This window comes from Bifidobacterium sp. SO1, assembly GCF_018555335.1.
Taxonomy (GTDB): Bacteria; Actinomycetota; Actinomycetes; order Actinomycetales; family Bifidobacteriaceae; genus Bifidobacterium; species Bifidobacterium simiiventris.
Genome location: NZ_JAFEJR010000002.1, coordinates 329,514 through 348,532 on the forward strand (window position 1 = coordinate 329,514; position 19,019 = coordinate 348,532).

A 19,019-nucleotide genomic window follows, 5' to 3' on the forward strand; every position below is an offset into this window, starting at 1 on the left:
GTCATTATTAATGACGCGCGTCACAATCGTCGATTCGCGTCGGTCAGTCGGACATCTCGATCCAACGGTCGGCATGCTGCGCGTAACGTTTGCGCAGCAGCACGCAGCCGGTGCCGGCGACCGCGAGGATCGCCGCCAGCGTGGTCACGGCCGCCGGGTCGACGCCCGTGGAGGCGAGGCCGGCCGTCTGAGTGCGACTTGCCTTGGCGTCGGCGGCGGTATGCCGGCCATCGGTCTTGGCGCCGCCGTCATGCGCGGTTTCGGCTTTCTTCACCTCTTCGGTTTTCCGCTTCGCCTCGCTTTCGGCCTTCCGGCGTTCCTCCTCGGCCTTTTTGGCGGCTTCTTCGGCCTCCGTCTTCCTCTTGGCCTCGTCCTCCGCCTTCTTCTTGGCTTCGGCTTCGGCCTTCTTCGCCGTTTCGAGTTCCTTGTCGGACGTCTGCTTGTCGGCCTTCGCCGTCTCGTACGACTTCTTGGCCGCCTCGTAGGCCGTGTTCGCGGACACCAGATCGGCTTCGGCCTTGGCGAGCGTCTTCTTGGCCTCGTCGAGGCCGGCCTGTGCCTTGTCGAGCGCGGACTGGGCGTTGGAGTAGCGTGCGATGGTCGCGTTCGCGGATGTCAGATCGGTTTCCGCCGTCCGACGGGTTTCGGCCGCCGTGCGGGCCTGTTCCTTTGCCTGGTCGATGGCCTGGTCGGCCGCTTCGATGCGCGCCTGGGCGTCGGCCTCCTTCCCGGCTGCGGTCGCGCCGTTCGCCACGGCTTCGGCCTTCTCCGTTTCGGCGAGGCTCCTCGCCTTCCTTGCGGCTTCGATCGCCTTGTCGGCGGCCTCTCGGTCGGCGGTCGCGCGGTCGATGCGAGACTGTGCGTCGCGTTTCGCCGTCTCGGCGTTCGCAGCATCGAGGCCGGCCTGTTCGATGGTCCGTTTCGCCTCGGCGACGCGGGCGTTCGCGGCGTCGAGTTCGGCACGGGCCGTGTCGGCGGTCTTGGAGGCCGAATCGTATGTCGCCTTAGCGTCCTTGGTCGCGCTCTGAGCCGTCGCGTACGCCTTGGCTTTTTCTGCCTGCACGGCCTTGGCCTGTTCGAGCTGCTGCATGAGCCTGTTGTTCGCGGCCACTGCGTCGTCGTAAGCCTTCTGCGCCGCCTCGGCGGCCTTGCGCTTCTCGTCGGCCGTCTGCACGGCCTTGGCCGCCGCGTCCGCAGCCTGGCGGGCCTGCTCCTTGAGCTGCGCGAGCTTCGACGCGGCCTGCTGCGCCGCGTCCGCCGCAACGCCGGCGGCCTTGAGCGCATCCCGGTACGCCTGGACGACGGATTCGAGGCCGGCCTTGTATGACGTGACGTCATCGCGCATGCCGGTCGCGGTCATGACGCGCCCGTCGTCCTCGACAGCGATGTTGTTCTCGTCAAGATGCGACCAGAGCTTGTCGGCGAATTCCTGCGAGTATGCGTCCTTCAATGTGGTGCCGCCGTATTCGATGGACGCGTTCTGGCTGACGCCGAAGCCGGTGAGCTTCGCGTCCTTGTCCATGAGGTTCAGGTAATGGCCCGCCTTCTCGTACAGATCGGGGTATGACATGAACACCTCGTACGGCGACAGTCCGGCGAGATCGGGGTTTTCCTTGACCGCCGCATCCCAGACGGCCTTCTCCTCCGTGTACCAGCCGACGAACGGGTCGCGCGCGCCCCACGCGAGGTTTTCGGAAACGCCGTTCCACGTGTACTGCTGATTGTGGGCCATGAACTGTTCCGCCCAGCCCGCGTTGGCCTGGGCCATCGCCATGAGCGTGTCCGACACCTCCAGTTCGGGCAGACCGGCCTCGCGGCGCAGCCTGTTGCCCTCCTCGATGTAGTCCAGCGCCTTGATCATGTTGTCCAGCGTGGTGGCGTCGCCGTCCTCGCCGACATGCACGTATTCCAGGTACTTGGTCACGCTGGGATCGGTCAGCACGCGGTACGCGAGGCTGTCCTTGCCGGCCCGATCCGCGAAATACGCGAGGGACCCCTGCGACAGCTTCTCCTGCGCCGCGTCCGAATCGCCCTTGGCCGCGTCCGCCTTCGACTGGAGATCGGCCGCCGTCTGTTTCTTGGCGGTCAGATCGGCGTCGCCTTCCGCAACGGCCGTATCGGCCGCGTCCTTCGCGGTCTTCGCGTTTTCCGCCGCCTTGTCGGCCTCGGACTGGGCGTCCTTCGCCGCTTGGAGGTCCTTGGCGAGCTTGTCAAGGTCGATCATCTGGGATTCGATACCCGCGACCGTGCCGTCGGCCTTGTCCTTCGCGTCCTTCGCCGTCGCCTCCGCCTTCGTCGCCTGATCCAGCTTCGTCTTCGCGTCCGACGCGGCGGCCTCGGCCGCGTCGCGCTTCGCCGTCGCCCGAGAGGCGTCGGCTTCGGCCTGCGTCTTCGCGGCCTCTCCGGCGGTCCGGTCGGCCTCGGCCTTGTCGGCCGCGTCCTGTGCCGCGGCTTGGTCGGCCTGCGCCGTCCGCTTCGCTTCATCGGCGGCATCCGCCTTGGCCTGGGCCTGGGCCTGCGCCTGCGATGCTGCGTCGATCTTCTCCTGCGCAGTCTCAGCGGCCTTGTCCGCCTCGGTCTGCGCCGCCTGCGCCGTCGCCTTGTCGGTTTCGGCGGCAGTCCGATCGGCCTCGGCCTGCGCCTGCGTCTTCGAGGCGTCATCGAGCTGACGGGATGCGGCGTCGATCTGAGTCTGGGCGTCCTGGACCGCCTGCTGCGCCTCGTCGATCTTCGACGGCGCGTCGGCCACGTCCTGCGCCGCCTGGTCGCGAACCCCGGTCGCGGCTTCGACTTGGTTTGCCGCCTGCCGCTGCGCCTCGGCGGCCTGCTGCTGGGCTGCGGCCGCATCGTCCAGCTTCGCTTGGGCGGAATCCAATGCGGCCGTCGCGGCATCCGCCTTCGCCTGGGCCTCGACAGTGCCGGCCGGTGCGGCCGCGACGGTCTTCTTGGCATCCTGGACCGCCTTCTGCGCCTGTCCGATCGCCGTGGACGCCTGCTCTTCGGGCGTGATCGCGGTGTCGTCGGCCAGTGCGGCCTGCGGCGCAAGCAACGTTGCCCCGGCGACGGTCGCGGCGATGAGAGCGACGCCCTTCTTCGAGTTCTTGTTCATGATGATTCTCCCTCCCCGGCAAGAACCGGAGCGAACGATGGTGATTTCGACGACGCTGCCGGAACCATGCCCCCATCATAGCGGCTACGTAGCCGACGCCGGGGGGCGGTTCCGTCACCGCCTGAACCCAATAATAATGTTCCCCATTAATAATGTCAATTATTATTAATGGGGAACATGCTTTCGGTGTGTCGCGGTTCAGACGCGGCAATGGAAACGTCGGCCGTACAGCCCTTGGGCTTTTCTCCGACGGAAGACGCGGACGCCTGCGGAGCCGACGCCGAACACGCCCAGCGCGCTCACGACGGTCAGCTCCTTGGGATGCGCGTCGCCCTCGGCCTGATCCGGGAAGGGAACCTCGCCCGGCATCCCGGCGCGATGACCGGTGACCAGCAGCCGGTGCGTATTGAGCATGATCGGCGTGCAAGTCACCAGCGTGACCAGATCACGGCCTCGGCTGATGGCGAGCGATTTCGTGTCGTCCGGGTCCACGACCCGGATGTCGTCGACCTCGTACGCCAGCGTCTCCCCGTCGCCCAACTCGATGTAGAACGGATCGCCCTTCTTCACCTCGTCGAGCCGCGTGAACAGCTCCTTGTCGGCCAGACCGCGATGACCCGTGATGACCGCATGCGTCGAGACGCCGCCCACCGGCATGCTCGTGCCGTGCAGATGCCCCAACCCGTTGGACAGCGAGTATTCGCCCGCGCCATGCCGTATCGGAAGTTCCAGGCCGATGCGAGGGATCGACAGCGTGCCCATGATCCCATCGCCCCAATCCAGGGTCTTCTGATAGTCGGCGTCGTCGGAGAAATCGAAATCGCCCAGACCGCTGCCGTCGAGCGCCAGCGGCACGCCGATCACCTGCGGCGTGGACGCCAACCGCTCGTTGTATTCGCGCGCGGCAGCGACCATGCGCCGCAACCGGCCCGTCTCGGCCGAGGCCGTGGCCTGCGCCGCCGACGCCTCGGCGCGGGCCACGCGCGTGTTCGCGGCCTGGCTCACCGCGACCCACCCGAACACGCCGAACGCGATCAGGGCGAACATGACGGCGATCGCGGTCAGCATACGCGACACGTGCCGGGCATGCGCCAGCAGGCGGCGGCCCCGCGTGCGCTGGCTGCGCGAGGCGCGCGAATCGCGGCCGGTCAGCAGGTCATCCCAGTCGGGCATGTCGATCGCCATCACATTCCTCCCATCGTTAAATCACCGATATGAAACGGTCACTGGCGCGCGTCCCGACGACGCTTGAACACGACCACGGCCACGCACGCGCACAGACCAGCGACGCCGGAGACGATCGCAAACACGAGGCCAAAGCCACCGGTCGACGGCATCGCCGGCACCGTCTCGACCCAGATCGCATACACGGTCATGCCGCCGGCGGGAACCGTGACGTTCGATCCCGGCGTGTAGTTCGTGCCGGTACCGTCCTTCTTCGTGTTCCACCGCTTGAACAGGTGGTCGTTCCAAGTGAACCCGTTCTGCTGCGCCTTGACCGACGAACCGATGTTCGCGGTCTGGCTGGCGGTCGAACCGCCGGTCGCGCCATTGCCGTCATACTTGATGGTCGCCTGGTTGATCTTCCAGATCGCGTACAAAGTCGCGCCGCCGGCCGGCATGTTGAGCTTGGCTCCCGGCGTGTAGTTCGTGCCGGTACCGTCCTTCTTCGTGTTCCAACGGACGAACGAATAATTCGTACGCGTGAACCCGTTCGCGCGAAGGGCCACCGACGAGCCGATGTTCGCGGTCTGGCTGGCGGTCGAGCCGCCGGTCGCGCCATTGCCGTCATACTTGATGGTCGCCTGATTGATCTTCCAGATCGCGTACAAAGTCGCGCCGCCGGCCGGCATGGTGATGTTCGCGTTCGGGCTGTAGCTCGTGCCAGTGCCGTCCTTCTTCGTGTTCCATTTCACGAACGAATAATTCGTACGGGAGAACCCGTTCGCACGCGCCTTCACGGTCGAGCCGATGTTCGCGGTCTGGCTGGCGGTCGAGCCGCCGGTCGCGCCATTGCCGTCATACTTGATGGTCGCCTGGTTGATCTTCCACTGCGCGTACAGGGTCATGCCGCCTGCCGGCATGTTCACCTTGGCCCCCGGAGCGTAATTCGTGCCCTTGCCGTCGGCGCGGGTGTTCCAACGCACGAACGTGTAGTTCGTACGGCTGAAACCGTTCGCGCGAAGCCAGACCTGCGTTCCGATGTTCGTGGTCTGCGCGGCGGTCGAACCGCCGGTCGCGCCGTTACCGTTGTACTTGATCGTGGCCTGGTTGATCTTCCACTGCGCGTACAAGGTCGTGCTCGCGTTGAAAGCGTGAGCGGTGTTCTGCGCGTATGGGGTGCCCTTGCCGTCGGCGCGGGTGTTCCAGCCCGTGAAAGTGTAGTTGGTGCGCGTGAACCCGTTCTTGCGCAGGGTGACGTTCACGCCCTTGCCGGTAGTCTGGCTGGCGGTCGAGCCGCCGGTCGAGCCGTTGCCGTTGTATGTGATCGTGATATTCTGCGCCCACTGCGCGTACAGTGCGAGACTGGTTCGGTTGGACCGTTTCATGGTTTCCAGTGTCGCCGGCTTGCCCATGTTGACGACCTGCCCCGGCTTGTACGCGGTGCCGGTGCCGTCCTTCTTGGTGTTCCAACCCTTGAACGTGTAGCCTGTGCGCTGATAGGGGCTGGATCGCATGGTATACAGCCAGTCGCCGCCGACGTTGTTGTTCTGCATGTGCGGGCCGTCCGCATCCACCTTGCCCGAGGTCGCGCCGTTGCCGTCGAAACGGATCAGCGGAATATACACAGGCTCAAAGAAGGTGAAATTCACCGCTCTACAGTCTACGTACGTGACGTTACCCTTATTGTTGGTGCAGGTCGTCGAGTTATAAACAGGGGCGGCATATGACGTTCCCGCTGCCAGGGTTTTCCCCGCGGCCGGAGAAGCCGTTTTGACGGCCGCTGTAGTCCAAGTGAAATCTCCGGATGGGTCGAACTTCAATGGCTGATTGATATTCGACGGAATGTTATAGCCGACATACAAGTAGTCGGCACTTCCGCTGAATGAACTGTGGTTGGGTCCACCGAAAGTGCTGGAACTGGGATATCGACCCCACATGCTGACGTTCTGTACTTGGGCGGAGGTAGGGACTGTCAGAGTATGAGCTTTGGTTCCGTCCCATTGCCCGCTGGAGATGGTTCCGAAGTTAATGTTGCCGCTGCTGGTGACGCTATTCGGCACCTGGTACATGTATTGCAATTGCGGGTTTGTCGTCATCGATGCTGCCTGCGCCGGCACTCCGACGGCAAGGCAGACGGCGGCAGCGCTCAGCGCGGTGACCGCTGAGGCGATGCGTTTCGCCAAACGTGTTTTCATGGTTTCTTTCCTTTCCGAAAAAAATAGCGTGGCGGCGGCTCGGGGCCGGCCGCCACGCTGGTCAGAATGGGTTTTCCGGTACAGGGGTCAGGTCAGGCGGTGATCTGCGGCAGGTTGTTGCCGGGCAGGTTGACGTGGCGCATCTTGACGGCCTTGATGCCGGTCGCGGTGGCGAGCATCAGGACGGCCATGCCGCCGATGATGATGATCGCCATGCTCATGCCGCCGGTCTGCGGGAGCTGGCTCATGTTGTTCACGTTCTTGACGACCGCAACCGGCGTGGTGGTCTTGCCGTTCGCGTCGGTGACCTTCGCGGTCAGGCCGGCCTGGTCGACGCCGGTGATCGAGGTCTTGCCCGCGTCGTCGATGGTCACGCGGAACGAGGGCTTGACGAACGTGAAGTAGCCTTCCGGCACCTGGGTTTCGGTGATGAGGTAGGTGCCCGCGCCGAGACGGTCGTAGTTGATGACGCCCTGGTTGTCGGTCGCGCGCTCCTGCGCCTCGGCCTGCGTGTCCACGTACGTCCACTGGCTGGCGTTCGCGTCCCAGTTGAGCCACTTGCCCAGCGTCTCGTTCTTGATGATGAACTTCGCGCCCGCGACGACGATCTGGTTCGTGTCGGTGCTGGCGGCGCTGATCTTCTTCAGATCGATGTCGAACGTGTCGACGGTGGTCTTGTCCTCGCCCGGCTTCGGCGGGTCGACGGTGGGAGGAACGGTGTTCGGCAGCCAGTTGACGGTGACCTTGACGGTGTTGGTCGCGGCCTTGGCCTTCTCCGCGTCGGTGATCTTGGCCTTGTAGGTGATGGTCACCTGCTGGTTCTCGTAGTTGTCGATCAGCGCGGCCGTCGAGGTGGTCTTGAAGCCCGCGCCGGTGGTGGACGTGCCGAGCGTGTTGAACTGCTTGGTCACGTCGGTGCCCTTGTTCTTGCCGTCGGTGATGGTCGCGGCGAACGAGCCGGCGACGTACTGCATGCCGGCCATCGAATCGTCCACGGTGATCGTGTCCGTGGTCAGCTTGTTCGGCAGGGTGATCCTGACGCGGAACTCGCGGGTTTCGCCGTTGGTCGCGGCCACGGTGTCCTTCCACGTGCCGTCGACGCTCTTGACCTCCTTGTCGGGCTGGGCGACCTGGCCCTTGATGTACGTGCTGCCGAGCGTGACGCCGGTCTTCATGCTGGTCTTGCCGCTGATCGTGGTGGAGATCAGGATCGGCAGGCCGGCGGAATCGGTGACCAGATAGTAGCCTTCCGGCAGCGCCACGGTGAGGGTGCCGCTGTTCGTGGTCAGGTTGGCCTTGACCGGGGTCTTGCCCTTCATGTTGTCCTGGAGGTTGGCGGCGATCTTTCGGGAGACGACGCTGCCGGTGGTCTGGCGCAGCATCTGCGAGGCCGCGTCCTGGCCGGCGGTCGTGTCGACCTTGACGCCGGCGTTGTCGAGCGCGGCCTTGATCCACGAGTCCGTGGCCGCGTCCACGCTCTTCGCGCTCACGGATTTGACGGTGTTGCCGTCGAGCACCACGTCCGGGTAGGTCGCGAGCTTGTAGATGTTGAACGTGTGTCCCGCGAGGGTGCTGCCGGCACCCGCGTTGAGGGTCAGGTTGCCGTCGGCCGCCATCGCGGTCGGGGCGAGCGACAGGCCGGTCAGCAGCGTGGCGGCGGCCAGCGACAGCGCGGCCGCGCGCTTCATGTTCTCGCGACCATTCTGGTTCTTCCTCATTTGTTGTTCCTTTCGGTAGACCGGCCGGCACGCGCGTGCCGGCCGCTGTTTCTCCCCGTGTGGAGGCGCGGGGAAATCTTCGACCGATCCGGCCGTCCGGCGGCCGGATCATGGCGCTCGGACAGGAGACGCCTGATCTTGTATGCAAGGGCGAACGGCGCGGCGGCGAGCATCCAGACGACGGCCGTCGTGACGGCCGCGTCCAGGGACGCGCCCATGATCCGCGTCCCGAATACGATGCGCAGCAGAAACGCGCCGAGCGGCGCGCTCATCGCGCCGAGCGCGAGCGTGAACGGTACGAGCGCCAGGGCGAGAAGCACCGTGCCCGCATCGTTCGCCTCGGCATCATCGGACATGCCAAGACCCCTTTCCCGTGGTGTAAAACCCTTGACTTTTCAAGCATCCGCCCATACGAACAGGTTTTGGACGGACATTTTCCCGTTGAAAATCCCGCAGCGGGAGGGACGGTCGGGGAGGGAAGAAACCGTCCTTCCCGCTGCGGGAAGAGTGTCACAGCGCCGTGCCGTGTGCCGGACGGTGCCCGCGCTTCGCGTCGCGGCGTCGGCGCAGGTGCGCGGAGGCCGCGAGCAGCAGGGCGATGCCGGATGCGACGAGCGTGCCCGACATCACGGCGGGAAGCCATGTGGCCGATCCGGTGGACGACAATTCGCCCAACTGCACGCCATCGGTGCCATCCGCACCCGTATCGTCCGAGTCGGCCGAACCGGTGATGCCGTCGACCAGGTTCCTGACCGGATCGACCTTCGCGTGCACCGTGTAGACGCGTTTCGACAGGCCGTCGGCGCTGACCACGGTGATCTTCGCGTCCGCCTTGTCGCGGCTGGTGGTCACGCTCACCCCGGACTGGCGGTCGAACTGGGGCACGACCGTCCAATGGTCGAGATTGCCGACCGTGGCCGTGTATTCCAGCACGCCCGGCTTGAACCCGTCGACCGGCTTGTTGTTGACCAGGATGCCGGACAGTTCCGCCTTCGAGGTCGCCTCGGTGATGTAGGTGACCGTGTATTCGTGCTGCATGAACGTGGTGCCGTCCGGCGCGAGCACGCTGAGCGTGTACCGGTAGTTCATAGGCGAGATCTTTTCGGTCGCCACGCTCACCGTCTGGCCCGCGTACGACGCGAACGAGAACGAGCCGCCCTCGCCGATGCGGTACGAGTCGGAATCCTCCGTGTGGTACTCGCCTCTGACGTCGGTCCATCCGTGGCTGACGAGGTTCGTCTCCCGACGGTTCTCGGTCTGCGTCAGCCCGTCCTGGTCCTTGGGCTTGCCCGGCGTGAACGCCTCGTCGGCGGTCGGCTCGTCATGGTCGCGCACGACCGTGACCTGGTAGACGCGCGACTGCCCGCCCGCGCTGCTGACCCAGCGCTGCGTGGTCGAATAGCCGGACTGGATCACGTCCGTCGCCTTCACGCTCACGCCGTCAGGCGCTTCGGGCAGCACGTACACGCCCTTCGCGTCGGCCGGTACATGCACCGTGTATGCGAGCGTGTCCGGGTCCCAGCCGTCGATCAACGTTCCTTTGCCGGTGGTGCCGTCATAGTTCACGTAGATGCCCTTGAGCCGTGCGGCGGTGTTCGACGGCTGCTGCTGGGGCTTGGCGAAAGCGACGCGCACCGTGTACGTGGCGCCGTTGAGCGTGATCCTCAGCACGCGGGTCGTCCCGTCGATGCTTGGGGCGACGGGATCGCCCTCGGTCACCTTGTCGGTGTCGGACGCGGACGAATAGCCAAGCGAATAGCTCGCCGTGACTGCATCTGCCGGCAGGGTAAGCGAGTACTCGCCCTTCGCGGGATCGAATCCGGAGATCGGATGCGTCGTGGTCGAACCGTCCGCGTTGCGTTGCAGCACGGTCAGCGCGCTCACGCGTCCTTCCGTGCGCGCGGCGGTGACATCCACGCTCCACCGTTGCTGAACGCCGTCCACGTCGATCGTTCCCGTGGCGACGCCGCTCAGACTGCGGATCAGGGTCGATTCGCCCGTCGTGGTCTTCACGTCGTCGCTCCAGACGACGTTCACGTCGCGGCCGTTCATGTTCAGCGCGCCGACCGTGGGCTTGTTCTTCAGATCGAGCGTGCCGGCGACGTTCGCGTGCCATACGCCGTCGTCCCCGCGATGGAATTCGAGCGTATGATCGTCGTATACGGCCTTCGCCCTGTTGCCGTGCTCGTAGCTCACCGGCATGGACACGCTGGTCCTCTCCTCGTCGTTCGAGTACGTGACGCTGCCCGACCATGCGACCGTGCCCAGGCCGGTCTGGGTGGCGTTCACGCCGGTACGGTCCGCGCGCAGCGTGTATGAACGATCCGGTTTGCCTTCCTCTCCGGCGACGACGGTGATCTCGTCCGACGAATCGCCCGTCGTGTCGGCCGGCAGGTTACCGGACCACACGCCGTCCTGATCGGACAGGTGCAGCAGGCCGCCGGCATGCTTGACGCTGCGCGACTGCACGGCCGGACGCACCGCGTCCAGACTGATCGTATACGCATGATCTCCCGCGTCGTCGCTGAATGAGCCGGTCACCGTGGCGGTCGCGCCCAGCACGCCGTCCGTGTTCGCCACCTTCCAGCGCACCGGCAGCGTGCTCTTGGATTTTCCGTCGTCGAGCGTGACCGACGTCAGGCCGGGAGCCATGCCCGACGTCCATTCCACTCGCCAAGACGTCTCCCAGCGTCGCGTCTTCTCGTTCCAGGTGAACCCGTGGCCGTCCGCGTTCGCGGCATGCCCGTCATCGTACGAGTACACGACCGTCAGCACGGTTTCCGTGTCGTCGCCGTCGTACGTGCCCGCGAACTTCATGACGCCCTCGCGGTGAACGACGCCAAGCGTGTCCGTCGCGGTCGCGTACTCGGACGAACGTTTCGCGTCGTACTTGAGCGAATACTGGTCCGGTACGCCCTGCGGGTCCACTATCACGTCGAACAGGTCATCCGACTTCGGCAGATCGTCCTTCGACGCGACGCTCGCCTTGCCGGCCCAACCGTCATCGGTCTTCTCCAGCGTCACCTTCCGGCCCGCGACCGTCACCATACGCACATCGCGGTTCGTGCTCGCGCCCGTATCCTTGTCGGTTTCGCTATGGGAACCCGAACCGGCATCGCCGTCCTGCACGGCCATCGCGGCCGGCGCGTAGCAGCCCACGGCCAGACTCGCTGCGGCCGCCACCGCCGCCGTTCCCTTCCTCCAGGAATTCGTCACTTCCGTTGTCCTCGCTTTCCGCCGCTCCCTGCGGCACACACCCCACTGTGCGACCGTCTTGCCGGATTTTGGACGGACATGTGAACGATCATCAAAAACGTTAGAACCACACTCGACACGCCGGGGCGAAAACAGGACGCCACGCGCCACGGAAACCGAACCGAGACATCTCGAATTCACGAAATGCCGAAATCATGAATTATGGAAAACACGATTCCATGAAACAGGCCCGTACTTGTCATGTGGGATGATCGGAACGGCCCGCATCTCGGGCGGGAAGCGACATGAAACGGAGGACGCATGCATCCGATCGAAGGCGTCGTCGACGCCGAGGGCATCATGGGCGATCTGAGCCGCGCGCGCATGACGGCGGACCTCAATGATCTGGGCGTCCTGTCGGACGACGAGGCCTCACTGCGCTTCCGCGACATCGCTTTCCGGGAACTCGACATGCTCGCCGACGGGTCCGCGGATGATCGTCCATCATCACACACCCTAAAATGACACGCATGTTCGAATGACAAACCCCAAAACAGCATCTACCATCCCAATTGTCGAACAAATGTACCAACATCGATCGTGAGGGGATGGTGGAATGTCGTACGAATACGTGAGATTCCGCTGCGGACACAGCCGCACCATCAACGCGGACGGACCATACCGGATTGTCAAACAGCGCATCGAACGCGCTCAACAGGAGGAATGCGACCAATGCCGCGCCGCGCGCAATCGGAGCGACGGATTCCGCGAACTATGGGGGTCCAGACAGGACAGGGCCAGGGCCGAACGCATACGCCGCGAAACCCTCGACCGAGCAATCCGTCTCGCGCGCAGGGCACCCGAACGCGAATCGTACGAATGGCGCGAGCTCATCCGGCTCATACTCGACCAGAACGACGCCGCATGGTGGAGCATGGCCGGCGACCAGGCGCTCGTCATGCTCGCCCAAGAGATACGACTCTAGGCCGATGGTCGGAAAGCGCCGTTAGGCCAGAATCGACATGAAGAATTGATGACCGACATCAAAGTCGTTGGCGTTCCGATGGGACGCCAACGACCAAGCGCAACCGACACGCAAGACATGATTCCTTAATTCTGTTTTTCATGATATCCAGAAAACAGGAACCCATGAAAAGGCGCAATGCGATCGGACTCACTCCATATGATCCGCAAGCCACAATTCCAGCGCCTCGGCCAGGCATTCCTCCTTGCGCCGCCCCTCGTCGGCCACCCGCATGTAGAAGCGGCGGCGCAGATCGGCCGGCACGCGCAGCGACACCATCACCTTGTCCGAACCGGACGGGGAAAGCGCGGGGGCCTTCACTCCCACGGCGCGTTTGGCCGGAGCGAACGCGGCATCATCCAGATTGCGCATCACTCGCCCCTTCCGTCCAGCACGCGCAGCAGCTCGTCAAGCACGTCCGCGTACTCGTAGCATTTGACCGGCATATGACCCATCGCCTTCGCGAGCGGCTGGCGCTTGCGCACCACCGCGTCGAAGCACGGCGTACCCTGGCGGTCCAAGGCGGCGACCGTATCACGGTAGGCCGTGGTATTCGTCTCGGCGCGCGTCAGCAGCACCGCCGCCGGAATGCCGGCCGGCACGTCCGCCAACGTCGCCCACGCCTGCTGCAAGTCCAACGGGCTGGGACTGGCCGGAACGATCACGAAGTCCGCGCACTCGATGGCCGTGCGCAGCAAAGGCCCCTGCGGCGGCGCATCCACCACGCACACGTCCGGCACCCCCGCATCCTGATTGCGACGCACCCGCTTGAGCGTGCTGGCGTTCGCCGCCTCCACCGTAACGCCGACCGCCTCGCCGTTCTCGTCGGCCAGATCGGCCCACAGGCTCGCGCTGCCCTGCGGGTCCGCATCCAAGACCGTCACCGGCCGCTCATAACGCCTCGCGTACGCGGCCGCCAGAAACACCGCGCTCGTCGTCTTCGCCACGCCGCCCTTCGCGTTCGCCAATGTGATAATCATCGTCAACTCCTTGAATACTTGATTGATTGTTTTCCCGATCGCTTGAAATAAAGAAACATTGAAATCACACATCCGAGATCAGGCACACGGCGCAGACCGCGAGACCGACCAGACAGAAGGCCAGCAGCGCGAATCCGCCCGCCCGGTCCGCCTTCCTCTGCTCTTCCGCCGTCCTGGGCATGTCCGCGCATTCGCTCGTGCGCCAGGTCCCGTTGCCGTCCGAATCACACTCGGGACGGTCCGGGTCGTCGTCGGCCATACGGTAGTGGACAAGCCGGCCGAGCGTGTCCACGTACGTGCCGGTGCCGTCCCCGTTCTCTTCCAGGTTCGTGCCCTCGCCGTAGCCGTGGCCGTAATCGTCTCGCACATGACGCCGCACGACATACCTGTAGCGGTTGTATGACGGTATATGCGCAAACATATAGACCATCGTCGGCGAGAACGAGGGCAGGTCCGGCGCAGGCGAAGGCAATGGAGGCAACGTCAACGTCGCCGAGAGCATCAATCCGATCATGATGCACACTCCTTGAATTCTGTATTGAATGGAATCGTTAAATCTTGAACTCTGGAAATCATGAAATCCGGGAATCCATGTATCCGTAAGTGAATCCGGCCGTGCAAGAGGAATACGGCCGGGAGTCCGCCGATGCCGCCGGCAAAGCGGCGACGGCGGACTCAGAACAGCGACTGCTGGGCCGGGGATGACGCGATCTTCGGCCGGCGGCGGGCGAGACCGACGCGATGCTTGGGAGTCGCGGCCGCGTGGCGGCGTTCCTTGCGTCGTTCGCTTTCCTCTTCGCGTGCCGTGTCGAACGCCTCGGGGTGCAGTTCCAGCCATGCGATCAGGCGGCGTATGCGTTCCGAGTCGCTGCCGGCCGTCTTGTCGCGGCAGGCCACGCCGTCGCGTTCCGCGATCCGGGCCATCGCGCCGCGCATGCTCTTCGACATGCCGCCCGACAAACCCGTACGGCTGCGCAACACGATCGCCTTCGCCAGACATTCCAGACGGAACGGGCACTGCTCGCAGATACGAGCGCCGGCACGCAACAGGTCGCGCCGTTCGGCCGCGTCCACGCCCTCGTCATCGAAACCCCACATGCGGTCGGCCCACGGTTCCGGGAACCGTTCGCACAGCGGCGTCTCATCGTCGTACATGCTCATGATCCCACCTCCCGCAATTCTCGCGGCCAGTTGCCCGCGAAGCACGAGCCGCCGTGCGCTGCGGCATAGGCCGCCAGATCACGTCGGTTGCGTTCCGAGCGTTCCAGGTCGACCGTGCGCGGTCGATGATCGGGCGGCACCGGCGTAGGGCGGGACGGGGGAGCGGCGGGCGACTGCGATTGGATGTCCGTCGCCTTGCCGTCGCGGGCACGACGGCGTCCGGCGCTGCGATCGTCCACGGCCATGTCGTTGCGCAGCGAGTCGAACGTCCTGGCGAACCTGCGGCCGGAGTCCACATGCTTGGCATGCCAGTCGTGCAAGGTCGCGTACGCCAGCACATCCAGCATCAGCGACTCGGGCGAGGGAACGCCTTCGGAGGCCAGACGCCGGTCCAAAGCGGCGACCGCCCGGCGATCGGCGGCATTCGCCGGCCTGGTGGTCAGCCCCTCGTGACGACGCAGCGACTCCAGCGAGGACAGCACGCGATCGGCCACGGCGTCCGTATCCACGGCGGCGGTGTCGAAGGCATCGAAATCGTCGGACGACTCGACCCATTCGACCAGAACGTCGGCACCGGCATCGGACCCCGGATCGGCAGCCAGGCCGTCGGAATCGATCGCAGTCGCACACGGTTGCGGAATTCCATCCTCGATCGGGGTCGCCCCGCTTGCGGGGAGATGCCCCGTAGGGGCAGAGGGGTTATGTATGTTACTTGTATTATTGGGTGACATTTTGTCCGGTTTTTTGGACAAAATGTCCGAAACCCCCGAGTTATCCACATCATTCGAGATCGGGCACGGGGTGACATTTTGTCCGGAACGCGCGTCTTCACGGGGTGACATTTTGTCCGGAAGCGGTTCCGACCCATTCGAGCCGGCCGTGTCCAGCGTCGTCTCGGCGGCGGCGGCGCGACGGGCTGCGGCCTTCCTCGCATGACGCACGCAGGACATGATGCCGCGCTCGGACGTCTCCTCGACGTCCTCCGCCTCGATGCCAGAGTCCTTCAAGATCACGTTCCACACGACGCTGCGCCGGTCGGCCCGCACCTGCTTGCCGGTCTTGGGATTGAACGCGCTGAACCCCTGCTGGCCGAGTTCGAGATATCCCTTGTCGACCAGCTCCTTGATCGCACGCTGCACGGTACGCTCGTCGATGCCGCAATCGGCCGCTATCGTAGCGATCGACGGCCACGATGCGGTGCCGTCATCGAAATGCGCGCGGAACGCAAGATAGGCAAGCACGGTCTTCGTGGAGTTGCGCACGTCGTGGACGTGCTTCTGCACCCATACCATCGTGTAGGTGGTCATGCGATCACCGTCCCTTCCTGAAGAACGCGGCGTTCCTCTTCGGCGCGGGGCCGATGAAGTACTCCTGTTCCACAATCCCGGCCGGCGTATGCTCGCACATCACGACACGCCCGTCATGATCGGCCTCGGCGGCCATGCCCAGCAGTACCTTCCGGGACTCCGGGTCAAGGCCCTCCACCGACTTGGCCCATTCCACCGTCTCGCGGCTCATAGGTCACCTCCGATCACGTCTGAAACAACACTCGATGAAAATGATTCATCGGTTTGGCACTGTTTTGGACGGACATTCACGCCCAGCCGTCGCGGCACATCGATGAAGCCGAACAGGTAATCCACGGACACGTCCAAAACGGCCGCGACCTGTCGGATGTCACGCGCCTTCCACGCGACACGGAAGGCGAACCGGGAATTGATCCCGTCCTTGTCGACTCCGATCATCTCGCCGAGCTGGCGGTGCGTGGTCCCTTCCTCGGAAAGCAGCTGGTCGATCCGCGCGTTCATCAACGTGAACTCACGCCGGAAATCATCACGCGGCCTGACCATCATCGCCTCCAAACCCATCGAGGAAACCGAACGAACTTATTCTCAGTTGATCGCCGTCGGTTTTTGGACGGACGTTCTCGTCAAGCCGGGACGGCACGTCAGACAAGCCCAGCAGATAATCGACCGACACGTCCAGAAGCATCGCGCAGCGTTTGACGTCGCGCACCTTCCATGCCGTGCGGTACGTGAACCGGGATGTGACCTCGCTCGCATGAAGGCCGATCATCGCGGCGAACCCGCCATGACTCGTGCCTTCCTCCTTCAGCAGCTGGTCGAGCCGTTGGTTGAACAGGGAGAACTCCCTACGGAAATCGTCACGCGGGTCAACCATCATCGCCTCCGGTTCCCACGGTCGCCGAAGACCTGCCCCAGCAGTTTCCTTCGTTCGCCGGCTACACGGGACTGGGGGATGCCCAGCATCGCGCTCACGTACAAATCCTGGCTGCCGTCCGCCGGCGCGGAGAGCAGCAGTCGACGCGCGTCGGCGTCCAACCGAAGATCACGCATCATGGCATCTCCTCCAGCGGGCACGATGCCGTCACCTCCCGGCTTTCGGCGGCGAGCTGGTCGAGCGCGTCCAGCGTGCTGCGCCAGTGGCGGTGTCCGACGGCCTCCCGGCGTTCCTCGTCGCTCATCCGGCTGCGGCACCACCGGTCGATGCATCGTTCGATGCGCTTGTAGCCGATCAGGCGCGGCTCCAGGCCCGCGTCACGGAAGATGTCGACCGGGCGGTCGCCGGCGAGATACCTGTGCACGCACTCGTCCTGAAAGCCGAGCGTGTAGAAGATGCGCGTGGGGGAGACGTGCTCGACCGCAGGCAGGGCCGCAAGATGCTCCATCTCCTCCACGGAGAACTCACTGGGCCTACATCCCTTCTTCGACATGGGAACCCTCCTTCCCGCATGAGGCGCGCAGCTTCGCGAGCAGGCGTTCCTCGGCTTTGTCCCGCAACGTGGACACGCGGCACAACGACCACACGCACAGCGCAAATCCACAAGCCAGAAGCCCGAGCATCAAGGCGGACAGCGCCGACAACACCAGTTCCGCACTCATCGCGCACCTCCCGCCAGCTGCGGCATGCAGCCGCGAGCGGACAGCACGGCGAACTCGGCGGCCGCGTCGCGTTCGCGATCCGCCCACCGGTCCACGATCGACGCGGCCAGCAGCGTCAATGCGGACACCAGCGCGCCCCACACGCCCAACGCCAGATCGAACCAGCCGATCGTCAGCAACAACACGAACGCCATCACGAACGACGCCAACGCGACCGACGCCGCCGCGATCCCGATGCGCCGGTAATGATCCCGACGCGAGACCCAATACTCAACCTCGCCCATCAGCGCACCTCCATGTGCAAGCCATTCGACGGATGCATCAGCATGCACCGCTCCCGCCGAGACGAAACGTGAACAAAACGTGACGAAAATGTCCGTCCAAAACGCGAGACCCGCCGCGTAGCCTTGAGACAGGACGCAGGAATCACGCAGAAAAGCCTGTTAAAGTCAACCATGTGTGATGACACTCCTACACAATGCATGAGCCGCAAACCCCGGTGATCCTGGACAGAACAACAGGGCGAACGACTCGGGAAACGTTGTCGCACAGCCGGTATCCGACGGCAATCGGATACCGGCATTTTCTTGTATTGAGAGGCAAACAGAGAGAAAACCGAATCAGCTAGAACGGACCACCCCCTCCCAATCCAGCCCCGACAGGCAACCGACGATCACGCCGTTTACCCAAACCGGGAACGCTGCCAGACATGTCACGGCCCTTCGGTCGCGCGACCCGTCGAGATTCCCCGACCGATTCGCGATCGACCGAAACAACGCCGCAAGAATCCTCATCGCCGTCAAGACCATCCGTTGCCGCCGACGGTTCGTCGCCAGCAGCGGGTCGCTCGACGCCGGAACCGGAACGGCTGGCCTCATCGATCGCCCCGAACGCCTCGGACAGCAGGCCGAACACGCCGCAGAACACGTAATCCGCGCTGGCGTCCAGAACATCCGTCGTCAACCCCTTCGGTTTGTTGTCGCCCGTCAAGGGAGCGCCGACGTAACGGTACGCACGCCAAGGCCCCTCGAAACCAGCGCCGCCGGCAGGGCGAACCGCGCAACCCACATACCAGCCATCCATCGGCGGGATCGGCTCACCGGAACGCCACGAGCAATCCACCAGCGGCTGAACATCAGCGATACGCATCAGACCAGCACCTCCTTACGGGAATCAAGACCCAGAACGAAATCAGACGACAAGCCATAACGGTCATGAAGAAACAGCAAGTCCTTCTGCTGCCACGCCACATCGCCATTGACTTTCATTGCGATGGAAGCATGGGACTGTCCCATCTCTGCGGCGAGCTTTCGGTAGCTAATTCCATGACCGGTTAGCCACCTTTTCATCGGACTGTTCATCTTCATTTCCTTTTGTTCAAAGTTCCTGAACATCAGATTAGCGGTCAATTTGCTTGAACGCAAATCGTGTGCTTATAATTTGTTCAGAAATAATGAAAAGCGTTTATTTGATTGGAGACACGCCGATGACCTCAGTTATGGCTCAGCCGATGACGAAAGCATCCGAAGAGCATCTGTCGGAAACGATTGCTTTCAATGTTCGAGTCATG

At 64.1% G+C, this 19,019-nt stretch carries 22 protein-coding genes; 2 read left to right on the forward strand and 20 right to left on the reverse strand.

The features are described 5' to 3' along the window. Positions 1 to 43: 43 nt before the first annotated feature. From JS541_RS03465 to JS541_RS03490, 6 genes are all read right to left on the reverse strand, one after another. Entirely contained in the window at positions 44 to 3,109 is a 3,066-nt protein-coding gene (locus JS541_RS03465) for a CAP domain-containing protein (RefSeq protein WP_214373087.1), read from the reverse strand. 198 nt (positions 3,110 to 3,307) lie between these two features. Beyond that, the gene (locus JS541_RS03470) at positions 3,308 to 4,294 is read right to left on the reverse strand and encodes a class C sortase (protein ID WP_214373088.1); all 987 of its coding nucleotides are present in this window, start codon (positions 4,292 to 4,294) and stop codon (positions 3,308 to 3,310) included. Positions 4,295 to 4,332: 38 nt separating this feature from the next. After that, positions 4,333 to 5,898, reverse strand: a complete 1,566-nt coding sequence (locus JS541_RS03475; RefSeq protein WP_214373089.1) for an InlB B-repeat-containing protein — start codon at positions 5,896 to 5,898, stop codon at positions 4,333 to 4,335. Between the two features lie 662 nt (positions 5,899 to 6,560). Next, positions 6,561 to 8,186, reverse strand: coding sequence for a SpaA isopeptide-forming pilin-related protein (locus JS541_RS03480; RefSeq protein WP_214373090.1), 1,626 nt, complete (start codon positions 8,184 to 8,186; stop codon positions 6,561 to 6,563). After that, a complete protein-coding gene (locus JS541_RS03485) occupies positions 8,183 to 8,542 on the reverse strand; it encodes a hypothetical protein (protein ID WP_214373091.1) in 360 nt (119 codons plus the stop codon). The genes JS541_RS03480 and JS541_RS03485 overlap by 4 nt, the downstream gene beginning before the upstream one ends. Before the next feature lie 154 nt (positions 8,543 to 8,696). Continuing rightward, positions 8,697 to 11,402: a hypothetical protein gene (locus JS541_RS03490; RefSeq protein WP_214373092.1), complete on the reverse strand. Its 2,706-nt coding sequence runs from the start codon at positions 11,400 to 11,402 to the stop codon at positions 8,697 to 8,699. Positions 11,403 to 11,702: 300 nt separating this feature from the next. On the opposite strand from JS541_RS03490, the gene JS541_RS03495 reads away from it, so the two are divergent. Continuing rightward, on the forward strand, positions 11,703 to 11,906 hold the full coding sequence (locus tag JS541_RS03495; RefSeq protein ID WP_214373093.1) for a hypothetical protein: 204 nt from the start codon (positions 11,703 to 11,705) through the stop codon (positions 11,904 to 11,906). A 91-nt stretch (positions 11,907 to 11,997) separates the two neighbouring features. Beyond that, positions 11,998 to 12,366 carry a hypothetical protein gene (locus JS541_RS03500; RefSeq protein WP_214373094.1) on the forward strand — a complete coding sequence of 123 codons (369 nt, stop codon included), beginning with the start codon at positions 11,998 to 12,000 and terminating at the stop codon, positions 12,364 to 12,366. Positions 12,367 to 12,555: 189 nt separating this feature from the next. On the opposite strand, the gene JS541_RS03505 is transcribed toward JS541_RS03500, so the two are convergent. The 14 genes from JS541_RS03505 to JS541_RS03570 form a co-directional block, all read right to left on the reverse strand. After that, a complete protein-coding gene (locus JS541_RS03505) occupies positions 12,556 to 12,777 on the reverse strand; it encodes a hypothetical protein (protein ID WP_214373095.1) in 222 nt (73 codons plus the stop codon). Beyond that, positions 12,777 to 13,385 (reverse strand): ParA family protein, encoded by a 609-nt coding sequence (locus JS541_RS03510; RefSeq protein ID WP_214373096.1) that lies wholly within the window; start codon positions 13,383 to 13,385, stop codon positions 12,777 to 12,779. Before JS541_RS03510 ends, JS541_RS03505 begins: the two co-directional genes overlap by 1 nt. 64 nt (positions 13,386 to 13,449) lie before the next feature. Beyond that, complete coding sequence (locus tag JS541_RS03515; RefSeq protein WP_214373097.1) at positions 13,450 to 13,899, reverse strand: hypothetical protein; 450 nt, start codon at positions 13,897 to 13,899, stop codon at positions 13,450 to 13,452. Between the two features lie 161 nt (positions 13,900 to 14,060). Next, positions 14,061 to 14,546: a WhiB family transcriptional regulator gene (locus JS541_RS03520; RefSeq protein WP_214373098.1), complete on the reverse strand. Its 486-nt coding sequence runs from the start codon at positions 14,544 to 14,546 to the stop codon at positions 14,061 to 14,063. Continuing rightward, complete coding sequence (locus tag JS541_RS03525; RefSeq protein WP_214373099.1) at positions 14,543 to 15,853, reverse strand: helix-turn-helix domain-containing protein; 1,311 nt, start codon at positions 15,851 to 15,853, stop codon at positions 14,543 to 14,545. The genes JS541_RS03520 and JS541_RS03525 overlap by 4 nt, the downstream gene beginning before the upstream one ends. A gap of 4 nt (positions 15,854 to 15,857) precedes the next feature. Next, the gene (locus JS541_RS03530; protein WP_214373100.1) at positions 15,858 to 16,064 is read right to left on the reverse strand and encodes a hypothetical protein; all 207 of its coding nucleotides are present in this window, start codon (positions 16,062 to 16,064) and stop codon (positions 15,858 to 15,860) included. Then, complete coding sequence (locus tag JS541_RS03535; protein ID WP_214373101.1) at positions 16,061 to 16,354, reverse strand: helix-turn-helix transcriptional regulator; 294 nt, start codon at positions 16,352 to 16,354, stop codon at positions 16,061 to 16,063. Before JS541_RS03535 ends, JS541_RS03530 begins: the two co-directional genes overlap by 4 nt. Before the next feature lie 25 nt (positions 16,355 to 16,379). Next, positions 16,380 to 16,730: a hypothetical protein gene (locus tag JS541_RS03540; protein ID WP_214373102.1), complete on the reverse strand. Its 351-nt coding sequence runs from the start codon at positions 16,728 to 16,730 to the stop codon at positions 16,380 to 16,382. Further along, positions 16,727 to 16,906 carry a hypothetical protein gene (locus JS541_RS03545; protein WP_214373103.1) on the reverse strand — a complete coding sequence of 60 codons (180 nt, stop codon included), beginning with the start codon at positions 16,904 to 16,906 and terminating at the stop codon, positions 16,727 to 16,729. Before JS541_RS03545 ends, JS541_RS03540 begins: the two co-directional genes overlap by 4 nt. Then, on the reverse strand, positions 16,903 to 17,280 hold the full coding sequence (locus tag JS541_RS03550) for an HTH domain-containing protein (RefSeq protein WP_214373104.1): 378 nt from the start codon (positions 17,278 to 17,280) through the stop codon (positions 16,903 to 16,905). Before JS541_RS03550 ends, JS541_RS03545 begins: the two co-directional genes overlap by 4 nt. Continuing rightward, positions 17,261 to 17,449 carry a hypothetical protein gene (locus tag JS541_RS03555; protein ID WP_214373105.1) on the reverse strand — a complete coding sequence of 63 codons (189 nt, stop codon included), beginning with the start codon at positions 17,447 to 17,449 and terminating at the stop codon, positions 17,261 to 17,263. Before JS541_RS03555 ends, JS541_RS03550 begins: the two co-directional genes overlap by 20 nt. Then, positions 17,446 to 17,733 carry a hypothetical protein gene (locus JS541_RS03560; RefSeq protein WP_214373106.1) on the reverse strand — a complete coding sequence of 96 codons (288 nt, stop codon included), beginning with the start codon at positions 17,731 to 17,733 and terminating at the stop codon, positions 17,446 to 17,448. The genes JS541_RS03555 and JS541_RS03560 overlap by 4 nt, the downstream gene beginning before the upstream one ends. A 340-nt stretch (positions 17,734 to 18,073) precedes the next feature. Further along, a complete protein-coding gene (locus JS541_RS03565) occupies positions 18,074 to 18,598 on the reverse strand; it encodes a hypothetical protein (RefSeq protein ID WP_214373107.1) in 525 nt (174 codons plus the stop codon). Further along, positions 18,598 to 18,810, reverse strand: coding sequence for an XRE family transcriptional regulator (locus JS541_RS03570; RefSeq protein ID WP_214373108.1), 213 nt, complete (start codon positions 18,808 to 18,810; stop codon positions 18,598 to 18,600). Before JS541_RS03570 ends, JS541_RS03565 begins: the two co-directional genes overlap by 1 nt. Positions 18,811 to 19,019 lie beyond the last annotated feature (209 nt).